Below are 25,092 nucleotides of genomic sequence, written 5' to 3'. Positions count from 1 at the left end.
AACCCGGACGGGCTTTCAGGTCTCGGCGTCGGAACGGAGCCATTCCTCGGTGTCGCGCCAGGCGGTCACTTCCGATGCCAGGATCGGCCGTGGTCCCTTGTAACCGACGATCTCGATGATCTCCTTCATCGTTAGGCTCCGTCCCTTAACCAGGATCCCCGCCCGCACCAGCGCCGAGGCAGCCAGGCGTCCGTCCTTGCTGCGGAACTGCTGCAGGAAATAGACGAAGCGTTCGTCCCATCCCAGGATCCGGCTGTGCAGACTGTAACGCTGGAACGGGGCCAGCGAGCGCCGGTAGTTGATCACCTGGGAGGCGACCACCGGCATCCAACGGTTCTTGATTGCGATCCCGGCCAGTCCGCTGCGCTGCATCAGATCAAAACGGCCCAGGTCCATGATGGTCAGGTAACGGCCGTTGTTCATATGCAGATTGAAGTCGAGATCGTTCGGCAATACCCGGAAGAACACGACCGACTCGTCCAGGAAGTCGACCTTGGTGCGAAAAATGCCGGTCAGCAGCACGCGAAGCATCCGAAAGAGAAGATTCATTTCAACACTTGTTTACAGCTCGACGCAGACTCCGCGCCGGATTTGATAGGAATAACTGGTCAGCCGGTCTCTTCAGTCATGCGGAGTCTTCAATCAGGCGGACTTTTCAATCAGGCATAACCTTCGGTCAGGCAGTGGGTTTGCGTCGGATAAAGCCGTAAACCACAAAGGCGAGCGCAGGCAGCAGCAACAAAGCCCCCAACATGTTCGCGAGGAACATAAAGGCCAGCAGGACGCCCATGTCCGCCTGAAACTTGAGTGCGGAAAAGGCCCAGGTACTGACGCTGATCGCAAGAGTGAGTCCCGTGATCAAAACCGCGCTCCCAGTCACCCGCAGGGTTTCCTCGTAGGCCTCGTGGAGCCCCATCGCCTTTTCATTCAAAAGCGTGCGGAAACGGCTGAAGATGTAGATGCCGTAGTCGACGCCGATTCCGACCCCGAGAGCGGCGACCGGCAGCGTCGAAATCTTCAGGCCGATCCCGAGCACGCTCATGACCGCGTACCCCAGCACCGAAACCAGGCTGAGCGGCAGGACGATACAGAGGGTCGCGCGCCAGGAACGGAAGGTCGCAAAGCAAAGCACGATGATCGCGGCGTAGATCCAGAGCAGCATCTCGGTCTGTGCGGCCTGAACCACCTCGTTGGTGGCCGCCATGACGCCGACGTTCCCGGTCGCGAGCCGGAACGTGTGCCGCTCGCTGTTGTTTTCGGCGGCAAAAACCTTCACCGCATCGATGACGCGCTCGATGGTCTCGGCCTTATGGTCTTCCGTGAAGATCAAGACCGGCAGGACACTGCAGTCCTTATTCAGAAGACCGGTCGAGGTCTCGATCGAGGACACCGCCTGAACCATGGTTTGCGGATTCCTGGGCAGGACCCGCCATTTCGGATTGCCCTCGTTCCAGCCCGCATTGATGACTTTCGCGACCTGCGGCATGGAGATCGTCGACTGCACGCCGGGCACGTTCGACATCTGCCACTGGAAGCGGTCGATCCGGTCCATGATATCATGTTCGATGCAGCCGTCCGGCACGGTCTCGACAATGGTGGTGATGACATCGACGCCAATGGCGAATTTATCCGTGATGACGGCGGTATCGACGTTGTAGCGCGAATCCTGCCGCAGTTCCGGAACGCCGGCGTGGATGTCTCCGATTTTCAGATTGGGCGCCTCATACAGCCCCCAGGCCAGCAGAAGAAGCGCACAGGCGATGCTGCCCATCGCCACCTTGGGGTCCGCGACCCGGGACAGAAATCGCCACAAAGGCTCGCGGCGCTTGGCGCCCTCGTGCATGCGTTTGCGATAGCCTTCACCATGCTTGATGTACGACAGCAGGATCGGCAGCAGGATCAGGTTGGTCAGGATAATGACCATGACACCCAGGCTGGCTGTAATCGCCAGTTCCTGGATGATCCGGATCTCGATCAGCAGGATCGTCAGAAAGCCGATGGTGTCACTCAAGAGCGCGACACCGCCGGGCAGCAAGAGTCTGCGGAACGCCGTGCGCGAGGCCGTAACGTTGTCGGCACCGTCAAAGACTTCGGCACCAACGGCATTGATCATCTGCACACCGTGTGAAACACCGATGGCAAAGACCAGGAAGGGAACCAGGATCGACATGGGATCCAGGCCGAAGCCAAAGAGGGTCAGCAGCCCCATGTTCCAGACCACGGCCACCAGGGAGCAGAGGAGCGGCAACAAGGTCATCCTCACCGAATGGGTGAAGAGATAGACAATTGCCGCCGTGATCAGAAAGGCGATCCCGAAAAACAGGACGACCCCGAGCGCGCCGTCGGCAATGTCACCGACCGCTTTGGCGAATCCGATGATGTGAATATCGATTTCGTCATCGACGAAACGCTCACGGATCTTCGCTTCCAGCTGCTCGGCGACCTTCAGGTAGTCGAGCCGTTCCCCGGTCGCCGGATCGATCTCGACCAACTGCGCCGAGACCATCGCGGTGGTGAAGTCGTCGGCCACCAGACGCCCGACAATGCCCGACTTCAGGATGTTCTCGCGTACCTCGGCCAAATACTCTGGCGTCGGTGTAAATTCGGCCGGTATGACGTTGCCGCCGGAGAAGCCGCCTTCGACGATCTCGATAAACCGCACGTTCGGCGTGAAGATGGAACGGACCGTACTGCGGTTCACCCCGGGCAGGAAGAAAACCTCATCCGTAACGGCTTTCATGGTCGAGAAGAAATCCGGGGTAAAGATGTCCCCCTCTTTTGCCCGCACCGCGATGAGCAGCCGGTTGGCGCCGCCAAACTCCTCCTTATGCTCGACGAAGGTCTGCATGTAGGGGTGCTTCAGCGGCAGCTGTTTTTCAAACCCGGCATCGATCCTCAGCAACGAGGTCTGGTAGGCCATGAAAATCGTGGCGAGCAGAAAGAGACCCAGAATGATCTTCCGGTTCCCGAAAACGACGTTTTCGATTTTTGCCAGCATCAGTTCAGCGTCCCGCCCGGTGAGCCGGAAGTCGCACTGCTCTCGGCGCCGGTGCCCGCATTGGTCAGGAGCGACACACCCCGCTCACCCAAGAGAATCAATCCGCCGCTCGAGTGCGGCAACACCGATGTGATTGCCTCTCGCTTAAGGCCGCCCGAGAGCGCAAAACTCTGGATGCCTTCGTTGCTGCGCAGCAAAGTGCCGCTGAGTCCGACAATCACGACTTCACCGTTCCTCCGCTGGGCGGCGGCGAGAAGCGAAGCGGTCACCCCGCTTTCGATCGTCTGCCAGCTCTCTCCACGGTCCTGGGAGCTGAAGAGATTTCCGCGCAGCCCGAACAGCAGGATCGTGCCGTCCGATAAGCCGATGCCGCCGAAAAAACTTCCGTTGTAGGGACTTTCCAGCCTTGTCCAGGTCTTCCCGCGATCTTCGGAACGCAAAATCGCGCCGAATTCGCCGGCGAGGATCAGGTCGCCGCCGACAGTCTCGAAAAGCGCATAAAAATGCGGCTCCTCTTCATCGATGCTACGCTGTTCCCAGGTTTCTCCGCCGTCAAAGGTCTCGTAGACAAGACCATATGCACCGACCGCGAGGCCATGTCCGCCGCTTTCGAACCAAACATCGAGGAGCGGTGTTTCAAGATCAGGGTCAGCGTGCTGCAGGTCCCACGTCTCTCCGGCATCCCTGCTGTGAAGAATGACCGCGTCATGGCCGACCGCCCAGAGGTCGCTGTCGCCGCCGGCCACAACGGACGTAAGCATTGCACGCGTCGGAACAGACACCTGCCTCCAGGGTGTCGAGGCCGGATCGTCGTTGAGGAGCACATGGCCCCGCTCGCCAACCGCCACGACACGACCGCCCAGCTCGACGGCCTCCAGCAATAGAGACTGCGCCGCCAGAGGTTCGATCCTCGATACCTCTTGTGCCGGAGCACCCTTCGCTCCGGACTCCTGAGCAAAGATAGGCGTGCTGGCGTGCGCCCCGAAACCAAGAGCGATCAGCAGCAGGAAGAGCCGTGATCTCACGAGCAGAATGCCGGCGGCTCGACGCATCTAAGAACCTGTCCGGGAGACCGGGCCGGTCTCCCGCCTTTCCGCGCACCCGAAGAAGCGCTCCAGAGATCCTGCCGGTCGGGCTCGCCGGGACCACTTCTTCACGATCATCGCTAAAACGCCGACTTTAACGGCGTCCCTTACGCCGCAGGCCTTCCGGCGTGAATTGCCTCAGTTCCAGATCGTCATTGAAGATCTCGATGCGGTCCTGATTGTTGAGCCCGAACGCCAGATATCGGCCGTTCTGAACATCGTACTGGGTCACGACGGTTTCCCAGAGCAGCGGCACTTCGTAATAGTTGATGTTGTGCGCCTCGGATACGCGCCAGATCTCTCCACGGCCATCGTACTGGTCGGCGGCCACGATCTGCCAGCTGTCCTCGTCGAAGTAGAAGGTCCGGCGCGCATAGATATGGCTGGTGCCCTCCTTCAAGGTCGCATCGACTTCCCAGACCCGATGCAGTTCGTAGCGCGTCACATCCTGGTTAAGGTGGCCTGCCTGAATAATGTCGTCGTACTCGAGTGAGTCGCTGTGCAGCTTGTAGGAGTTATAGGGCACGTACATTTCCCGGCGCCCCTTGAGCTCCCAGTTGTAGCGGTCGGGCGCGCCGTTGAACATATCGAGCTGATCACTCGTGCGTTGGCCGTCCGAGGCGGTTCCGGGGTTGTCATAGGCCACATTGGGTGCGCGGCGGACGCGGCGCTGGCCCGGATTATAGGTCCAGGCCTTCCGGGGTTCAGCCTCCTGGTTCAGGGTTTCATGCACCAGCAGGATGGTCCCCGCCAGCCGGGCCGGAGCCGTCACTTCCTGCAGGAAGTAACCCAGCGTATTATTGATGCTTTCAATCGACGCGCCGGGATGGGCATAGGAGAGATAGATCTGCTCATCGATCTTGACCAGATTGTAGGCCCCGCCCGAGGTGGGCGATACCTGCCCGATAATTCGGCGTACCGTATTGCCCCGGTACCGCAGGAGGTGGTTCCAGATCGCATGGAGTCCGTTTTGCGGAATGGGGAAGGGAATGGATTCCCGCGCGTTCACGACACCGTTGCCGTCGGCCGTCAGCTCCGCGGTTGTGGCATTGGCGATCGCGAAATCGTAGATGCGCTGCGGATAGGATGCACTCCGGCGGCTCGGATAGATATTCATCTTCCAGGTATCCGGATAGCGCCTGAACATCGCCAGTTGACCGGGCGACAGCTTGTCCTGGAACTGATCGACATTGGCCGCCGTAATCGTCGCGATCGGCGCGTCATCGGCAAAGGGGTCGGGATGGTGCATGCCGGGCTCATAGCCCGCAGGCGGTGTTGTAATCCCGCCGTCCCAGGCCGGAATTGTGCCGTCGGCATTCCCGGCCTGGATCGCGCCCATGGGCGTCAGTTCCTGGCCCAGCTTGGCGGCCTCCTCCGGCGTGACCTTGGCATAGGCCGCCGGCGCGGCAAGCATCAGCGCAAGAGCGCCGCATGCGAGCTGTGTTGATGCCAGTTTCATAAAGTGGTCCTCCCGTACATCACGGATTCTTTTCGTTTTTAGAACGAGTAACTGACGACAAATGACGCAAAGTCACGGTCACTCAAGAGGTTGAAGGGACTGCCGCCAAAGAAGTTCGTGTAGGCGATGCTGGCCCGCAGCGAGTCCAGATAGGTCGCCCCCAACGAGAGAGTCACGGTTTTGCGGTCTTCGACGAAGTTCGAAAGCGGCGAAGGCGTCGTTCCACTGACATCGTGCGAGAAAGCAATACCCGGCTGAAGATTGACCGGACCGATGGCGTTGTTGAAATCAGCCCGCGCCAAAAGCCGGTAACCCCAGGAGAAGGGATCGGCAAAACCATCGGTTTGTGTTGCGGGCTGAAGTCCTGCAGCGGTGAGAAAACTGTTGCCGCTTGTGAAGGTGCCCGGACCTTCGTAGCGCAGTTCGTCCTTGCTTTCCATGTCATGGATGTAGGTACCGCCGACTTCGCCAACGAGGGTGATCTGATCGGCGCCCAGGTTCGGGCCCAGGACCTTCGACGCGGTTGCCTGCATCTGGCTCACGTCCTTGCGCCGGAAACCCTGAATTTCTTCATCGAACCCAAAGCTACCAAGTTGTCCCTGTGCACCGAAGGGCGCGCTAGTAAACGGGTCGGTCGGTGAAAGACCGGCAAAGAATAGCTCAATATCGTCGATCTGCAGCGGCTGGTCCTTGCGGAAGGAATACTCACCCTGCAGGGCAATACCGGTACCTGGAATCTCAGTATTGAAACTCGCACCTATCAGCTTGATGTCGTCGGGAAACTCACGGAAATACTGGGCGGAGCCAGCGTAGTTGCCACCGGCAAGACCCGCGAAGGTTCCGGTGCGGGCGCTCAAAACCGGTAGCCTGCTGTTGTATTGAATATAATAGAGACCGAATTCAGTGTCGTTGAGTTCAGGCTCGAAATAGCGAAGAGCAACACCCCACTGGTTATTGTCGCTAGCGCTCCTGTCCGCGCCGCGCGGGATAGTTGTTCCAATCGGAGCATTGCCACCGAACGAGACCGGGTTATCTGTCGGCAGCGGCGGCTGGCCAAAGCCCAGGAAAGCGAACTCGCCGCCCGGCGACGCGAAGTCGTTGGTGGAGAAGAAGGTTCCTTCGGGTTCGATCTCCGTGTTGTCCCACTCGAGTTGCAGGAAACCCTCGATCGAGAATTTATCGGTCAGGCCCACGTTCACATCGATGATCGGCACCGGAATCAAACCTTCGCGAACCTCGGCACCGGCGACGCGGAACTTCGTCACATCGATCGGGTTGATGGTGTTGATACCGTTCTGAATGAAGGTGCTCTCGCCCCAACTCAGAACCTGGTTGCCGACGCGCACCGTAACCGGGACCTCGCCGACATCGAAGTCGCCGAAAACGTATGCGTCCAACAGTTCGAAGTCGCGTCCGGCGCGTCCCTTGGCCTCGTTCCCGAGATCGGTCCGCGCAGTGTCGCCATCCATGATCGCGGTATCGTAAAAATAGGACGCCCGGCCAAAGAAACCGAAATCACCGGCATTCAGAGAGAGTTCATGCGTCGCCTTGACGTTGGCCGAGGTGATATCGCCCTTTTCATAGTTCAGGTTGCCGTTGTCACCATTGATGGAGTTGGCCGTGCCACCGTTGACGATACCAATCAGGCGGTGATCGTGGCCTTGCGTCCGGACCGACACGCCACTCGAAACCGTGGTGTCGAAGGAGCCGCTGATGGCCCCGTTATTCCAATCGAAATCAATGGCCGCAGCAGGCAGAGCGACAACGCCGGCTGCGCCCAATCCCAAACCAACTGCTACGGAAGTGCTTGCCAACAGGCCCGTCGTCTCACGGCCTTCTATCGGCAGTTTAGATGCGGATTTCATTTTGCCCCCTTATCCTCCCAGCGCTTGAATACTCCGTTCAAGGCATGTAACCGCTTCGAGTCTTTTATAACTTTACGTACAGTTTAGACCTATCCCATTCGAACCGCAGCGTTTTTTTCGTACTTCACTCCAAATTGAAGCAATACACGCTTGCGGAAATGCGTCTTTTCTTTACGTCAAAATGCGCCCTCCTCAAGTTCCATGAGTGGCGCCTTGCCCGCCATGATGGTCGCGAAGAGCGACGAGCTTTGTGGCAGGATGCGCGTCACGTAAAAACGCGCGACGGCGATCTTGGCGCGATAGAATTCCGGCCGCTCGTCCATCTTCTCCAGGCTGACCTTTACGGTCCTGGTCCAGATGTAAGCCAGCGATACCAGGGCAAAGAGGCGAAGATAATCACTTGAAGCCGCGCCGGCTTCCTCGGGATCTCTCAATCCGTTTTGTGCGATCCAGCCGGTGGCCTGCTGCAAGCGGCCAAAAGCCTTGGCGAGCGGAAGGATAAACTCCATCAATTCGGCAGACTCCTGGTTCTCTTCAATAAATCCTGCAACCGGATGGAAGAAGCGCCGCAAAAGCCGCCCCATGCCCTGTCCGAGTTTACGGCCGACCAGATCCAGCGCCTGGATACCGTTGGCGCCCTCGTAGATCTGCGCAATGCGTGCGTCGCGGACCAGTTGCTCCATACCGTATTCATGGATATAGCCGTGCCCGCCGTGGATCTGCACACCGAGGTTGGTCGCTTCAAAGCCGTAGTCTGTAAAGAAAGACTTGATGATCGGGGTCATCAGCTGCACCAGATCATCGGCTTCCTGGCGGCGCGCCGGGTCCGGATGTTTCTCGGAGATATCGACCTCCATCCCGATCCAGATCGCAAGTGCCCGCGCGGACTCGTTGTAAGCCCGCATGGTCAGCAGGTTTTTGCGCACATCGGGATGAACGATAATGGGATCAGCCGCCTTTTCCGGTGCCTTGGTGCCACCGAGCGAACGCCCCTGCCCCCGGTCTTTGGCGTAGGCCGCCGCCGTTTGATAGGCCGTCTCGGCCAGACCGAGCCCCTGGATGCCGACATCCAGGCGGGCCGTGTTCATCATGACGAACATGGACGCCATGCCGGTATGGGGTTCCCCCACAAGATAGCCTTCTGCTTCCTCGAAATTCATCACGCAGGTCGAGGAGGCCTTGATACCCATCTTCTTTTCGATGGATCCGCAGGTCACGCCGTTGCGCATCCCCGGGGTGCCATCATCCTTGACCAGGAACTTCGGCACGATGAAGAGCGAAATGCCCTTGCTGCCGGGCGGCGCATCGGGAAGCTTCGCGAGGACCAGATGCACGATATTGTCGGTCAGGTCATGCTCGCCGGCAGAGATAAAGATCTTGGTGCCGGTGATCTTGTAGGCGCCCTTGCCGTCCGGTTCCGCCTTGGTGCGGATCAGGCCCAGATCAGTGCCGCAATGCGGTTCGGTCAGGCACATGGTGCCGGACCAGGTGCCGTCGATCAGCCTGGGCAGAAAGGTCTGCTTCTGGTCATCGTCGCCGTAAACCGAGAGCGCATTGTAGGCGCCGTGCGACAGCCCCGGATACATCCCGAAGCTCAGGTTCGTCGAGACGATCAACTCGCTCATGATGAACTGCAGCGTCTTCGGCAATCCCTGGCCGCCGTATTCCGGATCGCAGGAAAGACCGGTCCAGCCGCCCTCGCGGAAGGCCTTGTAGGCTTCCTTGAAGCCTTTGGGCGTGCGTATGACACCATTCTCGTAATGGCAGCCCTCGGCATCGCCCGGCAGGTTCAATGGCAGAAGTTCGTTGACGCAGAACTTGGCGCCTTCCTCCAGCACAGCTTCGACAACATCCGGGGTCGCGTCTTCATAGCCCGGCAGGGTCGGGATCGAGTTCTGGTAATCGAAGAGTTCGTTCATGACGAACCGAATGTCGTCAATCGGTGCTGCGTAGGTAACCATGCGTCAGTTCCTCGAATTCATCCCTTTTAACAAGGGGGCGTCTTAATTGCGGAGCGGTTTGCCGGTTTCGATCATGTGCTCCATGCGCGCCAGCGTGCCGTTGGTTTTGATCAGCTTCATGAAAGTCTCGCGCTCAAGCTTGAGCACCTCTTCCTCCGAAACCGGCTCGGTGATGTCTGCGCCGGGGCCACCGGTCAGAACATCCACCAGACCGCCGGCAACGACCTGATCATGGGGTGTCGCAAGCCCACGCGCCGTCAGGTCCTTGAGCGCCAGCCGCAGAGCGGCGGCACCGGAGGGCCCGGGCAGTGTGAGTTCGGCAGCTTCAGGGGCCGCATAGTCCTCAACCAGCGCAAGCGCCCTGGCTTTCGCGTCGGCCAGCAGACGTTCACGGTTGAAGGTGATCCCGTCGCTGGCTTTGAGGAAACCGAGTTCCTTGGCCTCGAAGGCGGACTTCGCCACCTTGGCGGTACCAATGGTCTCAAAGGACGAGGAGACCGGCGGCATGGGTCCGCGCGGGCGCTTGGGGTCCTTGGACAAACGCAGCAGCATCTCTTTGCAGCCGCCCCAACCCGGCACGATCCCAACGCCGACTTCCACCAGCCCGATGTAGCTCTCCGCGTGCGCCTGAACCGCGTCGGAACTCAGAAGCACCTCGCAACCACCGCCCAACGCCATGCCGGAGGGGGCGCTCACGACGGGAAAGCCAGCGCGTTTCAGAGCAAGGAAGGCCTTCTGTCCCTGCTCCACCATTTCCTCGACCAGCGGCCACATGGCGGTGTTGGCGGCAAAGAGCGCCAGCCCCAGGTTCGCACCGGCGGAAAAATTGCTGGCTTCGTTATAAATGACCAGCGCCTTGAAACCCTTGTTCGGCACAAGTGCGACGGCCTTGCCGACCATCTTCAGCATATCGGGGTCGAAGGTGTTCAGCTTGGTATGGAACTCCAGACAGGCCACGCCGTCACCAATGTCCCAAAGGCTTGCCGAGCCGTTCTTGGCGACGGGCTCGCCGGCCCGTTTGATGTCCTCAAGCAGCAGCACACCCTCGGGCCGGACCAGATCCGCGTAGGTGCCAGTCACGTCCAGGAACTGAAGCTTGCCGCCCTCGATCCGGTAGAAACCGCCTGCGGCAGCCGCCTTCTCAAGCAGATCCGGAACCGCCCGCCCCTCTTCTTTCAGGCGGGCCGCGAAATCACCGGCGCCCAGCTGATCAATCAGCTCGAAGGGGCCGAATTTCCAGTTGTAGCCAAGCTTCATGGCCCGGTCGACGGCGGGAACGTCATCGGCGATCTCCGGCACCAGGGCAGCGGCATAGGCCAGGATCTTCGACATCACCGCCCAGGCATAGGCGCCGCCGCGGTCATCGTGCGCCATCAGGGCCTTGAAGCCGCCTTTGCGGCTGGCCGAGACCGACGAGAGCGAGGCTTTCTTCGCGGGCGCATAGACGCCGTTGGTCAGGTCAATCGCTTCCTTGACCCGCTTGCCGCCCTCTTTATTCAGGCGATAGAAACCGCCCTTGCCCTTGCGGCCGGTATAGCCGTCAGCAATCATCTTCTGGATCAGAGGCAGCTCCCGGCGCAGATCCTGATAGGCATCGCTCGCGGGGAGGTTATCGCCCAGGCCTTTGTCCACGTGCGGCATCAGGTCGATGCCGACCAGATCCATCAGGCCGAACACACCGGTTTTGGGAATCCCCATGGGGCGCCCCATGACCGCATCGACTTCCTCGATCGGCAGTTTGCGGTCCATGGCTTCGACCAGGGCACACTGAATCCAGAAGGTGCCGATCCGGTTGGCAATGAAGCCCGGTGTGTCGTTGCAAAGGACCACACCTTTGCCCAGCCGCCTGTCCGCAAAGTCGGTGAGGTCGGCGACGGCGTCTTCGCGGGTCGCCGCCCCGGCCACGATCTCCAGGAGACGCATGTAGCGCGGCGGATTGAAGAAGTGGGTGATCGCGAAATCCCGGGCAAAGGCATCGTCCATCCCCTCCACCAGTTTGGAAAGCGGCAGCGTCGAGGTGTTCGAGGTGACGATGGAACCCGGCTTCCGCACGGCCTGGATCTTGGCATAGAGATCGTGCTTGATATCCAGGCGTTCGATCACGGCCTCGACGATCCAGTCGCAGTCCGCAATGTCCGCGAGATGGTCTTCGATATTGCCCGGCGTGACCAGCTTGGCGGCCCGTTTGGACATGAAGGGCGCGGGATCGGTCTTGAGCATTTTCTTGACCGCGCCCGCGGCAATCGCATTCCGGTCCGTCGCGCCCTCGGGCACGATGTCCAGCAGCAGAACGGGAATGCCTGCGTTCGCCACGTGGGCGGCTATGCCCGCCCCCATGACACCGGCGCCGATGACGGCAACCTTTTCGATGCTCATGCGGCATTCTCCAGAATGGTGGCAATCCCCTGCCCGCCGCCGATGCACTGGGTGGCCAGCGCAAGGCTTTTACCTTCGCGCTGCATGATCTGTCCGGCCTTGCCGGTGATCCGCGCGCCGGTCGCGCCCAGAGGGTGCCCGATGGCCAGCGCGCCGCCGTCGATGTTGACCTTCGCCAGATCGATGCCGAGATCCTCGGCGCAGGCCAATGCCTGTGAGGAAAAGGCTTCGTTCAACTCGACCACATCGATGTCGCCGATGCTGACTCCGGCGCGTTCCAGCGCCTTCTTGGTTGCCCCCACCGGACCGATGCCCATGATCTCCGGTGCGCAGCCTGCAACCGCGACCGACTTGATGCGCGAGATGATCTTCAGACCATTGGCCTTGGCATAGTCTTCCGAAGTGACCAGGACAGCGGACGCGCCGTCGGTCAGCGGAGAGGACGTCCCCGCCGTCACGATCCCGTCAGCCCGGAACGCCGGTTTCAATCCCGCCAGGGTTTCAGCGCTCGTTTCCGGGCGGATACAGCCATCGGCATCCACGGTGTGATTGCCCTGGATGATCGGCGTGATTTCGTCTTTCAGCCGGCCTTCGCTCTGCGCCGCGGTGGCCTTTCGATGACTATCCACCGCCAGTTCCTCCTGGCGCTCGCGCGAGATGCTGTATTTCTCCGCCACATTCTCGGCGGTCTCGCCCATGGGCATGTAGGCCTGCGGATAGTTCTCGGCGAGACCCGGGTGCAGCATCGGGTTGAATCCGGTCATGGGCACGCGGCTCATGGATTCCACACCGGCGCAGATGAAGGCTTCACCGGCGTTCATCTGGATCGCGCCGGCGGCCATGTGGATCGACTGCATGGAAGACCCGCAGAAGCGGTTGACCGTGGTGCCCGCGACCGAACGCGGCAGGTCCGCGAGGAAACCGATCAGACGCGCGACGTTGAAACCCTGATCCGCTTCCGGAAAGGCACAGCCGACAATCAGGTCCTCGATATCGGCAGGATCGATACCGGTTTTTTCGACCAGTCCCTTGACCACCTGCGCGGCCAACTCGTCCGGCCGGACCCGCTTCAGGTCGCCTTTCTTCGCAAAGTGGAATGGCGAGCGGGTATAACCCGCGATAACGACGTTCTTATGCATCTCTACTTCCTCTTGCGTCCTGGGCGCGGTGGCGCTTCGGGCTCAGCCGTCTTCTCCCCGGCATCGTCCAATCCACCGTTGGCCTTCAGGTGCTCCAGCACCTCGGTTTCGATATCCCGAAGCTCTTCAATGGTGGCTTCGAGGTCGTCGTACTGCGCTTCAAGCGCCGCCATGCGGTCCTGGGTCAGGGCCAGCAGGCGTTTCATCTGTTCGACCTGATCCGGTCCGGTATCGTAGAGCGTCAGCCATTCGCGGATCTCGCGCAGGGAAAACCCCAGTCGTTTCCCGCGCAGGATCAGGACCAGGCGGCCACGGTCACGGTTGCTGTAGACACGCCGGTTGCCGACCCGCTGCGGCGCAATCAACCCCTTGTCTTCATAGAAGCGGATTGCCCGTGCGGTCACGCCCAGCTCGTGGGCCAGTTCTGTGACGGTCAAGAGTTTGGTCATGATACGAACATTACTTTTCTGACTGAACTCACGCTTTCACAGCGTGCGGCCGCGCGTCTCACGACGTGCCTTCCGCACGCTTTTGTTCTTCCTCCGCCACCAGTTCCTTCTTGGAGAGTTTCCCGATCATGGTCTTGGGCAACTCAGCCCTGAACTCGATCTCCTGGGGCATTTCGATGGGCGAAATCTTATCTTTGAGAAAGGCCTTCAGTTCTTCGACTTCCAGCATCTGGTCATCTTTCAGCCGGATAAAGGCCTTGGGTGCTTCACCCCGGTATTCATCCGGGATCCCGACCACGGTCACCTCCGCGACCGCCGGGTGGCGGTAGATCGCTTCCTCGATGGTGCGCGGATAAACGTTGTAGCCGCTGCAGAGAATCAAATCCTTCAAGCGGTCGATGATGAAGGTAAACCCTTCTTCATCCATGTAGCCGATGTCACCGGTGTGCAGGCGGCCGTTTCGAATGGTGCGGGCGGTCTCGTCCGGACGCCCCCAGTAACCGACCATGACCTGCGGTCCGACAATACAGATTTCTCCGCTCTCACCGACCGGCATGAGCTTGTCCGGATCGTCAAGTCCCCGGATTTCAAGATAGGTCTGCGGCAGGGGCAGGCCGATACTGCCTTCCTTATTGATGCCTTCGACAGGATTGCAGGCGGCGACCGGTGAGGACTCGCTCAGGCCATAGCCTTCCACCAGCTTACAACCGGTTCTCCCCTCGAAAGCCTGCTTGACCTTGACCGGCAGGGGGGCGCCGCCCGAAATGCAGATATCGATCGATGAGAGATCGTACTTGTCGACCGTCGGTTCCTGATCGATGGCGTTAAAGAGCGTGGGCACACCGGGGAACTGCGTCGGTTTGGTTTTCTGGATCGTCTTCAGCGTGGTGATGACTTCGAAGCGCGGCAACAGAATCATCTCCGCTCCGACGATGATCGCCGCATTCATCACGACGGTCATGGCGAAAACATGGAAGAGAGGCAGGACCCCGAGTACCTTCTCCTGATAATCGGCCGGCTCGCCGTCCCACAGGGCCACCTGCCGGGCGTTGATCGCAATGTTCGCATGGGTCAGCATAGCGCCCTTGGGAACGCCCGTTGTGCCGCCTGTGTACTGCAACACCGCAACATCACTGCGGGAATCGACTTCGTGGCGAAGGTAGTCGCCGTCATTGTCGATCACACGGTCGTAGCTGACGATGCCTTCAGCGTCCTTTACGGCTGCGATCTCGCTGTACTTGAAAACCTTGAAAAGCTGCGCCTTGGGAAAAGGCAGTGCCGCCGACATGGAGCAAACGATGATCTTCTCGAGAGGCGGACGGCCCAGCATCCGTTGAAGCTTCGGCAGCATCAGTTTCAGATCGAGCGTGACCATGATCTTCACGCCCGAATCATCGATCTGCTTGCGAACCTCTTCATCCGCGTAGAGCGGATTAAAGTTCACGACAACCCCGCCGGCTTTCAGCACGCCGTAAAATGCGATCACCGCATAGGGTGTGTTGGGAAGGAAGAGACCGACCCGATCTCCTTTGCCGACCCCCATATCCTGCAGACCCTTGGCCATCCGGTCGGACAGCGCGGAAATCTCACTGTAGCTGGAGATACGGCCCAGGAAATTGACGCAACTGCGGTCGCCGTGTAAGGCGGCTTGCCGGTCCAGCACAGCCGGCATGGGTTCATCCGAAACCGGAGCGTGCCAATCGATATTCGACGGGTACTGTCCGGACCAGGGTGTCGAGAGTTCGGATGCCAAAGTCACGTCGGCGACCCCACTGCGCAGGCACGCGCACTGGGGTCGGCGCCGATCCTGGCAGTCGCACGCATGCGCGCTCTGCAACACCGGAGTGACAGGCTGAAGGGAGTCCGGCATACGAAGCCAGCCAGCACCTCAGACACAGGGAAGCTTACCAGAGACGGTCTCATTGGCTCCTCCTCGCCGCGCTTCGGCCTTAACGACCTTTTCACTCTCAATGTGAAGCGCAACAAAATTATTACAACAACCCAGCGCTGCATTCCACTCAATGTCGTCTAGCGGAGCCAAATTGCCTCAATTCGACCGGGATCGATGCGATTTCGGCCAGCCTGACATCGGGCCGGGGACCGCTTCACAGTTATGACCGCGTCAGCCAGGACCGTGAATGGCTCCCCATGAACCAGGGACTGCTTTCATACATATAAAGACTAAATGTCCGAATAGGTCAATAACTTAACGCATACGTGAACTTAAAGTGACAATTTTTCTGCCGGGGTGTAACTTTCTCATTCAAAATCAATAGATTAAAAATTTAGCTGGCGAGCGGAAATCCGCCGAATCCGAGATCGATCCGGTCAGGAACGCAGCCGACGTCTCAGTGAGCGCGCGGCCCCATTAACGGGACAGCCGGCAACAGGAGCCGCGGCTACAAGAGTGGCAGCAATAGGAATACTGGCCGAATCCAGGGTGAAACCGACTTCGCTCTAACGGGAGCTTTCCGCTGTCGCCACAAGGTTCGATTCCATCGCTTCCCAAGAGACGCGTTTGCGGTAGATGGTCGAGGGAGAGATACCGAGATAAGCGGCCGCCCTGGCGATGTTGCCGCCACAGAGCTCAATCGCCTGCTCCGTGGCTTCTTTCTCGAGCTTCCAAAGCGGCACGATCCGCTCGGAGAGCGATGCCTCATCGATGGGCGCAAGGTTCGCGGTGGCAGGGAGAGCCGCTGGCGCTCCCGCCGCCCCGGCCGCTTTTGGCACCCGGTTCCCGGCGGCCTGGGCAATCTTTGCCGGCAGCATAGCCGGCTCTATGACCTCGGCATCATAGAGAACCACGGCATTTCTGATGACGTTCTGCAGTTCTCGGATATTGCCGGGCCAGGAGTAATCGAGGAGCACCCGCGCGGCCTCCGGCGAGACATCGCGGAAGGCCTTCCCCTCCTCTTCCGCGTAGACGCGGATGAAGTGGCGCACCAGTGTCAGAATGTCGTCGTCGCGCTCGCGCAGTGGCGGTAACTGGATCGGGATGACATGCAGCCGGTAGTAAAGGTCCTCGCGAAAGCGCCCCGCCTGCACCTCCACCCAGGGGTCCCGGTTGGTTGCGCAGATAAAACGAACGTCCACGACCTCGGTCGTGGGACTGCCAACGGCTTCGAAACTGCCGGTCTGGATAAAGCGCAGCAGCTTGGTCTGCAGGTCCGCGTCCATCTCGCAGACTTCGTCCAGAAACAGCGTACCGCCGTCAGCACGCTTGGCGGCGCCGCTCTGATGCTGGGTCGCACCCGTAAAAGCCCCCTTCACATGACCGAAGATGGCGCTTTCCATCAACTCTCTGGGGATGGCCGCGCAGTTGATCGGAACAAAGGGCTTATCATTGCGTGGCGAGAGATCGTGGAGCGCATGGGCGCAAACCTCTTTACCCGTGCCGCTCTCGCCAGTGACAAAAACCGTTGCTTTGCTCTGCGCGGCGGACTCGATGACCTGGTAGACGGCCTGCATCGAAACCGAGCTGCCGACAAACCCGCAGTAATTATCCCGGGGATAACCGCCCTTTACCTTCTCGACGATAGCGGAAAGCCGCTGGCGTTCGAGGGCGTTGCGCAAGGTGACAACCAGACGCTCCCGGTTAAAGGGTTTGACAAGAAAGTCCAGAGCCCCCGCCTTCATGGCTTCGACGGCCGTCGAGAGCGAGCCGTCCGCGGTCACGACGATAACCGCCGCATCGATCCCGTCGTTCTGAATCCAGTTCAGAATTTCGATGCCGTTCATGTCGGGAAGCTGCAGATCCAGGAACACCACGGACGGCCGCTCGTTGCGGATTGCGGTCATCGCCTCGCTGCCCGTCGCAACATGACTGAGAGCGACCGGCTCGGCCTGCAGAAAATTCACATAGAGGTTTGCGAGCGAGAGGTTGTCCTCAACGAGGAGAACCTTCAGCGGTTTGACCTCTGCCGGTATTAGATTACTGCGCAGCATGACTTCATTGAGTCCCTGGCGCTGGAGTGCGGGTAATGATCACAAAACGCTCTTTATTGAAAAAACTCTTGTTTCACCTGGCTTTTCACCACGATTCCCTCGCATACACCAGCGCAATCCCTCAGCAAAAGATATAGCGCTGTATCTATGATATCCCAGAAACCACTACCAGTGCGTAAAAATACGAATAGCTTTTCCCGTAATATGGAACATGTTTCGCACGACCGCTCTCACACGCTTGCCTGCCGCGAAATCATCCGACTTCGTATGAACCCGAACAAGGCTAGAGAGTAGATCCTGTTCCCGGGCAATTCAATTCCGCGTTCTATTTGCGTGCGGTCGAAGAGACGACGGCTCTTCACGCGTCATAGCGCCGCAGCGGCAAATACCAGAGTTTAACGAGTCGAGACGCCTGGCCCGTGATCCAGCAGGTATGTCATGATCTTAGGCCGGGAAAGCAGGCTTTCCGAGGTTGTGCCGCAGGAGTTTAAACAACCTCTATACGAGCTCTGCCCTGCACAAACTTGATGCAACCGGCCTCGAAATGGCGTTGACGAGGGGCCGGACAAGGGCCTAGCTTGCAGCTTCATACGTCTACAGTGATCACCAAGAGTAGGCGACAATACAGATTGAAATAGCAGGGAAATGTATCATGAGACGCCAACTATGGATGGCATCCGTTGCCATTGCCGCAAGTGTGGCCTTTGGATCTCCTCTCAGCGCTAAAACGCTGGTTTACTGTTCCGAAGGCAGCCCGGAAGGCTTCAACCCTTCGCTGTACACGGCCGGCACCACCTTCGATGCATCTTCGCATCCGATTTACAACCGCCTGGCCGAGTTCGAACGTGGCTCGACGACCGTCATCCCGGCTCTCGCCGAGTCCTGGAGCGCTTCTGAAGACGGCCTGGAGTACACCTTCAAACTCCGCAAAGGGGTGAAGTTCCACACGACCAAGAACTTTACGCCGACCCGCGACTTCAATGCCGATGACGTGATCTTCAGCTTCGAGCGTCAGGGCAACAAAGAACATCCCTTCCACAAGGTCTCCGGCGGTTCCTACGAGTACTTCGAGGGCATGAGCATGTCCGAGATCATCGAAACGGTGGAAAAGGTCGACGACTACACGGTCAAGTTCATCCTCAGCAAACCCGAAGCGCCCTTCATCGCCAACCTGGCCATGGATTTCGCGTCGATCCTGTCCGCGGAATACGCTGATCAGATGATGGCGGCGGGGACGCCTGAACAGGTCGACCTCGACCCGGTCGGAACCGGTCCTTTCCAGCTGCAGCAGTATCAGAAAGACGCCGTGATCCGTTATAAGGCCAATACGGATTACTGGGCCGGCAAAGCGCCGATCGACACGCTGATCTTCGCGATCACGCCCGATGCGTCGGTCCGCTATCAGAAGCTGAAAGCCGGCGAGTGCCATGTCATGCCTTATCCGAATCCGGCTGACATCGAGGCCATGAAGAGCGACAGCGACGTGAACCTCCTCGAGCAGGAAGGCCTGAACGTCGGCTACCTGGCTTTCAACACCGAAAAAGCACCCTTCACGGACAAGCGCGTCCGTCAGGCGCTGAACATGGCCGTCGACAAGCAGGCGATCATCGAAGCCGTTTTCCAGGGCGCAGGCAAGATTGCCAAAAACCCGATCCCGCCGACAATCTGGTCGTATAACGACTCCACCAAGGATTATGCTTACGATCCCGAAGGCGCGAAAAAACTGCTGGAAGAAGCCGGTGTCTCTGGTCTTAAGACCAACATCTGGGCCATGCCGGTTCAACGCCCCTACAACCCCAACGCCCGCCGCATGGCTGAATTGATTCAGGCGGACTGGGCCAAGGTCGGCGTCGAAGCCGAGATCGTCACTTTCGAGTGGGGTGAGTACCTCAAGCGTTCCAAAGCCGGCGAGCATGAAACCGTGCTGTTGGGCTGGACCGGTGACAACGGAGATCCGGATAACTTCCTCTACGTTCTCCTGGGTTGCGATGCGGCAGTCGGCGGCACTAACCGTGCGCGCTGGTGTCACAAGCCCTTCGACGATCTGCTGCAGCAGGCCAAGCAGACCGCCGATCAGGCCGAGCGCACGCGGCTTTACGAAGAAGCTCAGTTGATCTTCAAGGAAGAGGCCCCCTGGGTGACCATCGCGCATTCCGTGGTCTCCAAGCCGGTCCGTAACGAAGTGGTCGACTTCCGCGTTCATCCGCTCGGCGGCCACATCTTCTACGGTGTCGATCTGAAGTAAGACACTGATCGCGCCATTCGGCAGAGGTCCGGGAGGGAAATGTCCCTCCTGGCACTTCCGTTGAGCCAGATCATTTTACTTTGCTTCGATGTGAAGCATGAATGCGGCTCTTCGTGCGCAACTCTGTGAGATAGAGGCTGGTCTGTCTTGGTCCGGGAATACCGAGACCACGGAGCACCCTCTAACCACGCGACATAGAGGCTGGCCAGCGCTTTTCCCGAAAGCGGCGAAAAGCGATCAGACTCTGAGTAAAGCAATGCTCAAATTCATCCTGACCCGCATCGGATTGCTGATCCCGACCTTTATCGGCGTGACCATCATTTCCTTTACCTTCATCCGTTTGCTGCCCGGCGACCCTATTGAGCTGATGGCCGGCGAACGCGGAATCGCACCGGAGCGCCACGCCCAGCTGATGGCCCAGTTCGGCTTCGACAAGCCTATCTGGGAACAGTATCTGGTTTTCATGGGCAAGCTGCTCAACGGTGATCTGGGCGTTTCGATCGTCACCAAGAAGCCGATCTTCGACGAGTTTTTCACCCTCTTCCCGGCGACGCTGGAACTTGCGCTTTTTGCCATTGTCTTTGCCGTCGTGCTGGGCCTTCCCGCCGGTATTATCGCAGGCGTCAAGCGCGGCAGCGTCTTCGATCACACGGTGATGGGAATATCCCTCACCGGTTTCTCCATGCCGATCTTCTGGTGGGGCCTGCTGCTGATCATCTTCTTTTCCGGAATCCTGGGCTGGACTCCGGTGTCCGGGCGGATTTCGGTGCTCTATTACTTCGAGCCCGTGACCGGCTTTATGCTGATCGACACCCTGCTCTCCGATGAAGAAGGCGCTTTTCGCTCCGCGGTCAGTCATCTGATCCTGCCCGCCATCGTGCTGGGCACCATTCCGCTCGCGGTCATCGCACGCCAGACCCGCTCGGCCATGCTTGAAGTCCTGAGCGAGGACTATGTGCGCACGGCGCGGGCGAAAGGCCTCCCCCCCTCGCGCGTGGTCGGCCTTCACGCGCTGCGCAATGCCCTGATCCCGGTGATCACCGTGATCGGATTGCAGGTCGGCGTTTTGCTTGCGGGCGCGATCCTGACCGAAACCATTTTTGCCTGGCCGGGTATCGGCAAGTGGATGGTCGACTCCATCTCCCGCCGGGATTATCCCTCGGTACAAGGCGGTCTCATGCTCATCGCCGCTTTCGTTATGCTGGTCAATCTGGTCGTCGACCTGCTCTACGGACTCATCAATCCCCGAATCAGATACGCCAGGTAAAAGCTCCATGGCCGTGACCACAAACGACGCCTCCGCCCGTCAGCCCCTGCCAAACGGATCCGCACCCAACGGGTCTGATGGCACCGCCGAGGCGGCACCGATCCATCCCGTCCTCGAGTTCTGGTACTATTTCAGCGAAAACAAAGGATCGGTCGCGGGTCTCTTCATTGTGCTGACCCTGATCACGCTCGCCATCTTCGCGGATGTGATCGCACCGCATCTGCCTTACGAGCAATACCGCGATCACCTGCTGCAGCCCCCGGCCTGGCAGGAAGGCGGCAGCTGGGAATTCATTCTCGGCACGGACCCGGTGGGACGGGACCTGCTCTCCCGCCTGATTTACGGGACCCGGGAATCGCTCTTTGTCGGCGTCATCGTGGTCACGATCTCTCTGACCGTCGGCGTGTCGCTGGGCCTCGTCGCCGGCTTCTTCCCGGGGATCATCGGCACCACCATTCTGCGCCTGATGGATACGATCCTGGCTTTCCCGAGCCTGCTGATGGCCCTGGTGCTGGTGGCAATCCTGGGGCCCAGCCTGACCAACGCCATGATCGCGATCGCCATCGTGCTGCAGCCGCATTTCGTGCGCCTGACCCGCGCGGCGGTGATGGCGGAACTCTCCAAGGACTACGTGACCGCCAGCCGGGTCAACGGCGCCGGCATATTCCGCCTGATGTACATCACCGTGCTGCCGAACTGCATGGCACCGCTGATCGTGCAGGCCACCCTGAGCTTCTCAACCGCGATTCTGGATGCGGCGGCACTGGGTTTTCTGGGCTTGGGCGCTCAGCCGCCCATTCCCGAGTGGGGCACCATGCTCTCCGAAGCCCGTGACTTCATCCTGCGGGCCTGGTGGGTGGTGACCTTCCCCGGGCTGGCGATCCTGATCTCGGTGATCGCGTTCAACCTCATGGGCGACGGCCTGCGCGATGCCCTCGATCCCAAACTGAAGCGGAGCTGATTATGGCCCTGCTTGAGATACGAGACCTCTCGGTCGAATTCGAAACCGCCTATGGCCTCTTCCGGGCGGTCGACGGGATCAACCTGGATATCGAGTCCGGCGAACTGGTCGGGGTCGTGGGCGAATCCGGCTCCGGCAAGTCGGTCACGATGCTGGCGCTGATGGGATTGCTGCCGCCCACCGCCATCGTGACGGCGGACCGCCTGAGCTTCGACGGCCAGGACCTGCTGCAGATCACGCCGAAGGACCGCCGCAAGATCATCGGCAAGGACATCGCCATGATCTTTCAGGAGCCCATGACCAGTCTGAACCCCTGTTTCACCGTTGGGTTTCAGATCATGGAATCCCTCAAGGTGCATCAGGGCATGCCGCGCGCCGAACGCCGCAGCCGGGCCATCGAGCTCCTTGAGCAGGTCGGCATTCCCGCTCCTGAATCCCGGCTCAGCGCCTTCCCTCACCAGCTCTCGGGCGGCATGAGCCAGCGGGTCATGATCGCCATGGCGATTTCCTGCAATCCGCGTCTGCTGATCGCCGACGAACCCACCACCGCGCTGGACGTCACCATTCAGGCCCAGATTCTCGACCTGCTGCGCAGCCTGCAGCAGGATCGCGGCATGTCGATGGTCCTGATCACCCACGACATGGGCGTGATCGCCGAGACCGCCCAACGGGTGGCCGTCATGTACGCCGGCCAGCAGGTCGAGGTGCGCGGCGTCCAGGAACTTTTCGAAACGCCGCGCCATCCCTACACATCGGCACTGCTTGACGCCCTGCCCGAACGCAGCGTCGAGGGCACCCGGCTTTCGACCATACCCGGTGTTGTTCCGGGGGCCGGAGATCGTCCCGAGGGCTGCCTTTTCAACCCCCGCTGCCGCTTCGTCCAGCCCGAATGCCAGCACCGCAGCCCGGCTTTGGTCCCGGACCAGCAGGGGTTTGTCCGCTGCCACTTTCCTTTGCCGACGGCACAGACCCCGCCACCGCAGACTCCAAAGCCTGAAACGCATGGGGCCGAGGCTTCGAATGGCGTCACACCGGGAGGCCCCGCATGAGCGATCAGCCGCATCAAGCTACATCACCCGTCCTGGAAGCCCGGTCGCTGGCGCGCTTCTACGAAGTCGGCGGCGGTCTCTTCGGCAAGCCGAAAACGGTTAAGGCGCTGGCCGGTGCCAGCTTTACGCTCGAAGCCGGCAAAACCCTGGCCGTGGTTGGAGAATCCGGATGCGGTAAATCCACCCTCGCACGCGCCGTCACCCTGATCGAACAGCCAACATCGGGCGCGTTGCTGGTCGATGACGTCGACGTCGCGCAGGCAAAACCGGCTGAAATGAAGCGCCTGCGTCAGGACGTTCAGATCATCTTCCAGGACCCCTACGGCTCGCTCAATCCCCGCAAGAAAATCGGCACGATCCTGGAAGAGCCGGCCGTCATCAATACCAACGCCACAGCGGAAGAGCGCAAAGAGCGTGCGATGGAGTTGCTGACCAAGGTGGGTCTGCGCCGGGAGCACTACAACCGCTATCCTCACATGTTCTCCGGGGGCCAGCGCCAACGTATCGCGGTCGCGCGCGCCCTGATGCTGCAGCCCCGGATTCTGGTGGCCGATGAGCCGGTCTCTGCACTCGATGTCTCGATCCAGGCCCAGGTCCTCAACTTGCTGATGGACCTGCAGGAAGAGTTCAATCTCGCCTATCTCTTCATTTCCCATGACCTCAGCGTCGTGCGCCATATCGCGGATGAAGTCATGGTGATGTATCTCGGCCGTCCGGTGGAGCAAGGATCGCGCGACGCCGTCTTCCAGAACCCCATGCATCCCTACACCAAGGCTTTGCTGGCCAGCACGCCCGCCGTCGATCCGCGCCACCGGGTCGAACGTATCAAGCTGAAGGGTGAACTGCCGTCGCCGATGAATCCGCCCTCGGGCTGCGCGTTCCATCAACGCTGTCCTCATGCGCAAGAGCGTTGCAGGGTCGAGCTGCCGGAGTTGACAGACCACAGGACACAAAAAGTCGCCTGCCACTTTACCGAGACTATCAATCAGGGACAGAGCGCGGCTTGAATCGCGCCTGTGCTCTCCCGCTCCCAACAAAAAACTTGACCAGTTGGACAGGAAAAACAGATCCTTCAGTGTTTAAAACAGTCGCGACAAAGACGCCTGAATAGATAACAATGCTTTCTAACCTCCGTTAAGACAGGGAAACGAGGCTTCCGAATGAAACAGATTTTTCTTGCAGCATCGAGCGCACTTCTTCTGTCCGCCGCCAGCGTCAGCGCGGCCGACCTCAGTCCTGCCGTTGTCTTCGACATGGGCGGAAAATTCGATAAGTCCTTCAACGAAGGCGTCTTTAACGGCGTCGAGAAGTTCAAAGCCGAGACCGGTATCAGCTACCGCGAATTCGAAGTCACGAACGAAACCCAGCGCGAACAGGCCCTTCGCCGTATGGCCCAACGTGGCGCGGATCCGGTGGTCGGTGTCGGCTTTGCCCAGGGTCCGGCGATGGAGAAAGTCGCCAAGGAATTCCCGGACACGCGCTTCACGATCATCGATATGGTCGTCGATCTTCCTAATGTTCAGTCGGTTGTCTTTAAAGAGCACGAAGGTTCGTTCCTGGTCGGCGCTCTGGCAGCCGCTGCTTCGCAGAACGGCAAAGTCGGTTTCGTCGGCGGAATGGATATCCCGCTGATCCGCAAATTCGCCTGTGGCTACGAGCAGGGCGCGAAGCACGCCAACGCGGAGATCGAAATCATCCAGAACATGACCGGTACGACCCCGGCGGCCTGGAACAATCCCTCCAAGGGCGGCGAACTCGCCAAGGGTCAGTTTGACCGTGGCGTCGACGTCATCTACGCCGCGGCAGGTGCGACCGGTGTTGGCGTCTACCAGGCCGCCAAGGACAACGGCAAGTTCGCCATCGGTGTGGACTCCAACCAGAACTACCTGCATCCGGGCACCATGCTGACCTCCATGCTGAAGCGGGTCGACGTGGCCGCCTACAACGCCTTCAAAGGGGCACAGGATGGCACCTGGAAGCCGGGCATTCAGGTCTTGGGCCTTGCCGAGGGCGGTATCGACTGGGCGCTTGACGAGCACAACAAAAGCCTGATCACAGCTGAAATGCAGGCCATGGCCGATCAGGTTAAAGCCGACATCATCGCCGGCAATATCGCCGTCCACGACTACATGTCCGACAACAGCTGCAACTACTAATCGCCGCTTTTCAGGCCGTTCGGAGCTTCTTTTCTTGTAAACCAAGGAAGTTCCGAACGCCTGGAACGTCGTTCGGAAGTACACGGAAACGACGGCGGGAGCAGAGCCCGCCTGTCCATCCGGCTCACGATTGGCTC

The 25,092-nt window shown here is 59.8% G+C and carries 17 protein-coding genes; 6 read left to right on the top strand and 11 right to left on the bottom strand.

Features of this window, described 5'->3' with window-relative positions:
- Positions 1-15 precede the first annotated feature (15 nt).
- The 11 genes from FKG95_RS15210 to FKG95_RS15160 all read right to left on the bottom strand — a co-directional run bounded on the left by FKG95_RS15210 (position 16) and on the right by FKG95_RS15160 (position 17,277).
- Positions 16-549, bottom strand: coding sequence for a thioesterase family protein (locus FKG95_RS15210; protein WP_142897254.1), 534 nt, complete (start codon positions 547-549; stop codon positions 16-18).
- A 127-nt stretch (positions 550-676) separates the two neighbouring features.
- Positions 677-2,998 (bottom strand): efflux RND transporter permease subunit, encoded by a 2,322-nt coding sequence (locus FKG95_RS15205; RefSeq protein WP_142897253.1) that lies wholly within the window; start codon positions 2,996-2,998, stop codon positions 677-679.
- Positions 2,998-4,050, bottom strand: coding sequence for a WD40/YVTN/BNR-like repeat-containing protein (locus tag FKG95_RS15200; protein ID WP_142897252.1), 1,053 nt, complete (start codon positions 4,048-4,050; stop codon positions 2,998-3,000). The genes FKG95_RS15205 and FKG95_RS15200 overlap by 1 nt, the downstream gene beginning before the upstream one ends.
- Before the next feature lie 127 nt (positions 4,051-4,177).
- The gene (locus tag FKG95_RS15195) at positions 4,178-5,542 is read right to left on the bottom strand and encodes a DUF1329 domain-containing protein (protein ID WP_142897251.1); all 1,365 of its coding nucleotides are present in this window, start codon (positions 5,540-5,542) and stop codon (positions 4,178-4,180) included.
- 38 nt (positions 5,543-5,580) lie between these two features.
- Entirely contained in the window at positions 5,581-7,407 is a 1,827-nt protein-coding gene (locus FKG95_RS15190) for a DUF1302 domain-containing protein (RefSeq protein WP_142897250.1), read from the bottom strand.
- Positions 7,408-7,583: 176 nt separating this feature from the next.
- Positions 7,584-9,368 (bottom strand): acyl-CoA dehydrogenase C-terminal domain-containing protein, encoded by a 1,785-nt coding sequence (locus tag FKG95_RS15185; RefSeq protein WP_142897249.1) that lies wholly within the window; start codon positions 9,366-9,368, stop codon positions 7,584-7,586.
- A gap of 42 nt (positions 9,369-9,410) precedes the next feature.
- On the bottom strand, positions 9,411-11,744 hold the full coding sequence (locus FKG95_RS15180) for a 3-hydroxyacyl-CoA dehydrogenase/enoyl-CoA hydratase family protein (protein ID WP_142897248.1): 2,334 nt from the start codon (positions 11,742-11,744) through the stop codon (positions 9,411-9,413).
- Positions 11,741-12,883, bottom strand: a complete 1,143-nt coding sequence (locus FKG95_RS15175) for a thiolase family protein (RefSeq protein WP_142897247.1) — start codon at positions 12,881-12,883, stop codon at positions 11,741-11,743. Before FKG95_RS15175 ends, FKG95_RS15180 begins: the two co-directional genes overlap by 4 nt.
- Before the next feature lie 2 nt (positions 12,884-12,885).
- Positions 12,886-13,332 carry a MerR family transcriptional regulator gene (locus tag FKG95_RS15170; RefSeq protein ID WP_142897246.1) on the bottom strand — a complete coding sequence of 149 codons (447 nt, stop codon included), beginning with the start codon at positions 13,330-13,332 and terminating at the stop codon, positions 12,886-12,888.
- A gap of 58 nt (positions 13,333-13,390) precedes the next feature.
- Positions 13,391-15,091 (bottom strand): long-chain-fatty-acid--CoA ligase, encoded by a 1,701-nt coding sequence (locus tag FKG95_RS15165; RefSeq protein WP_246116797.1) that lies wholly within the window; start codon positions 15,089-15,091, stop codon positions 13,391-13,393.
- A gap of 698 nt (positions 15,092-15,789) precedes the next feature.
- The gene (locus tag FKG95_RS15160; protein WP_142897244.1) at positions 15,790-17,277 is read right to left on the bottom strand and encodes a sigma-54-dependent transcriptional regulator; all 1,488 of its coding nucleotides are present in this window, start codon (positions 17,275-17,277) and stop codon (positions 15,790-15,792) included.
- 652 nt (positions 17,278-17,929) lie between these two features.
- Here FKG95_RS15160 and FKG95_RS15155 point away from each other — a divergent pair.
- The 6 genes from FKG95_RS15155 (at position 17,930) to FKG95_RS15130 (ending at position 24,955) form a co-directional block, all read left to right on the top strand.
- Positions 17,930-19,522 carry an ABC transporter substrate-binding protein gene (locus FKG95_RS15155; protein ID WP_142897243.1) on the top strand — a complete coding sequence of 531 codons (1,593 nt, stop codon included), beginning with the start codon at positions 17,930-17,932 and terminating at the stop codon, positions 19,520-19,522.
- 256 nt (positions 19,523-19,778) lie between these two features.
- The gene (locus FKG95_RS15150) at positions 19,779-20,789 is read left to right on the top strand and encodes an ABC transporter permease subunit (protein WP_142897242.1); all 1,011 of its coding nucleotides are present in this window, start codon (positions 19,779-19,781) and stop codon (positions 20,787-20,789) included.
- A 7-nt stretch (positions 20,790-20,796) separates the two neighbouring features.
- Positions 20,797-21,750 carry an ABC transporter permease subunit gene (locus FKG95_RS15145; RefSeq protein ID WP_142897241.1) on the top strand — a complete coding sequence of 318 codons (954 nt, stop codon included), beginning with the start codon at positions 20,797-20,799 and terminating at the stop codon, positions 21,748-21,750.
- Positions 21,751-21,752: 2 nt separating this feature from the next.
- Positions 21,753-22,799, top strand: a complete 1,047-nt coding sequence (locus tag FKG95_RS15140) for an ABC transporter ATP-binding protein (RefSeq protein ID WP_142897240.1) — start codon at positions 21,753-21,755, stop codon at positions 22,797-22,799.
- Positions 22,796-23,806: a peptide ABC transporter ATP-binding protein gene (locus tag FKG95_RS15135; protein WP_142897239.1), complete on the top strand. Its 1,011-nt coding sequence runs from the start codon at positions 22,796-22,798 to the stop codon at positions 23,804-23,806. The genes FKG95_RS15140 and FKG95_RS15135 overlap by 4 nt, the downstream gene beginning before the upstream one ends.
- 153 nt (positions 23,807-23,959) lie before the next feature.
- Complete coding sequence (locus FKG95_RS15130; protein WP_142897238.1) at positions 23,960-24,955, top strand: BMP family lipoprotein; 996 nt, start codon at positions 23,960-23,962, stop codon at positions 24,953-24,955.
- The last annotated feature ends 137 nt before the right edge of the window (positions 24,956-25,092 follow it).

This window comes from Denitrobaculum tricleocarpae, assembly GCF_007004665.1.
GTDB lineage: Bacteria > Pseudomonadota > Alphaproteobacteria > Kiloniellales > Kiloniellaceae > Denitrobaculum > Denitrobaculum tricleocarpae.
Note: the sequence above shows the minus strand (reverse complement) of the source record. Positions and strands in the feature narration are given on the sequence as shown.

Bases quoted from the DNA above. Each gene is read 5' to 3' on its own strand.
- FKG95_RS15210 (WP_142897254.1), bottom strand. From the start codon at position 549: ATGAATCTTCTCTTTCGGATGCTTCGCGTGCTGCTGACCGGCATTTTT.
- FKG95_RS15205 (WP_142897253.1), bottom strand. From the start codon at position 2,998: ATGCTGGCAAAAATCGAAAACGTCGTTTTCGGGAACCGGAAGATCATT.
- FKG95_RS15200 (WP_142897252.1), bottom strand. From the start codon at position 4,050: ATGCGTCGAGCCGCCGGCATTCTGCTCGTGAGATCACGGCTCTTCCTG.
- FKG95_RS15195 (WP_142897251.1), bottom strand. From the start codon at position 5,542: ATGAAACTGGCATCAACACAGCTCGCATGCGGCGCTCTTGCGCTGATG.
- FKG95_RS15190 (WP_142897250.1), bottom strand. From the start codon at position 7,407: ATGAAATCCGCATCTAAACTGCCGATAGAAGGCCGTGAGACGACGGGC.
- FKG95_RS15185 (WP_142897249.1), bottom strand. From the start codon at position 9,368: ATGGTTACCTACGCAGCACCGATTGACGACATTCGGTTCGTCATGAAC.
- FKG95_RS15180 (WP_142897248.1), bottom strand. From the start codon at position 11,744: ATGAGCATCGAAAAGGTTGCCGTCATCGGCGCCGGTGTCATGGGGGCG.
- FKG95_RS15175 (WP_142897247.1), bottom strand. From the start codon at position 12,883: ATGCATAAGAACGTCGTTATCGCGGGTTATACCCGCTCGCCATTCCAC.
- FKG95_RS15170 (WP_142897246.1), bottom strand. From the start codon at position 13,332: ATGACCAAACTCTTGACCGTCACAGAACTGGCCCACGAGCTGGGCGTG.
- FKG95_RS15160 (WP_142897244.1), bottom strand. From the start codon at position 17,277: ATGCTGCGCAGTAATCTAATACCGGCAGAGGTCAAACCGCTGAAGGTT.
- FKG95_RS15155 (WP_142897243.1), top strand. From the start codon at position 17,930: ATGAGACGCCAACTATGGATGGCATCCGTTGCCATTGCCGCAAGTGTG.
- FKG95_RS15150 (WP_142897242.1), top strand. From the start codon at position 19,779: ATGCTCAAATTCATCCTGACCCGCATCGGATTGCTGATCCCGACCTTT.
- FKG95_RS15145 (WP_142897241.1), top strand. From the start codon at position 20,797: ATGGCCGTGACCACAAACGACGCCTCCGCCCGTCAGCCCCTGCCAAAC.
- FKG95_RS15140 (WP_142897240.1), top strand. From the start codon at position 21,753: ATGGCCCTGCTTGAGATACGAGACCTCTCGGTCGAATTCGAAACCGCC.
- FKG95_RS15135 (WP_142897239.1), top strand. From the start codon at position 22,796: ATGAGCGATCAGCCGCATCAAGCTACATCACCCGTCCTGGAAGCCCGG.
- FKG95_RS15130 (WP_142897238.1), top strand. From the start codon at position 23,960: ATGAAACAGATTTTTCTTGCAGCATCGAGCGCACTTCTTCTGTCCGCC.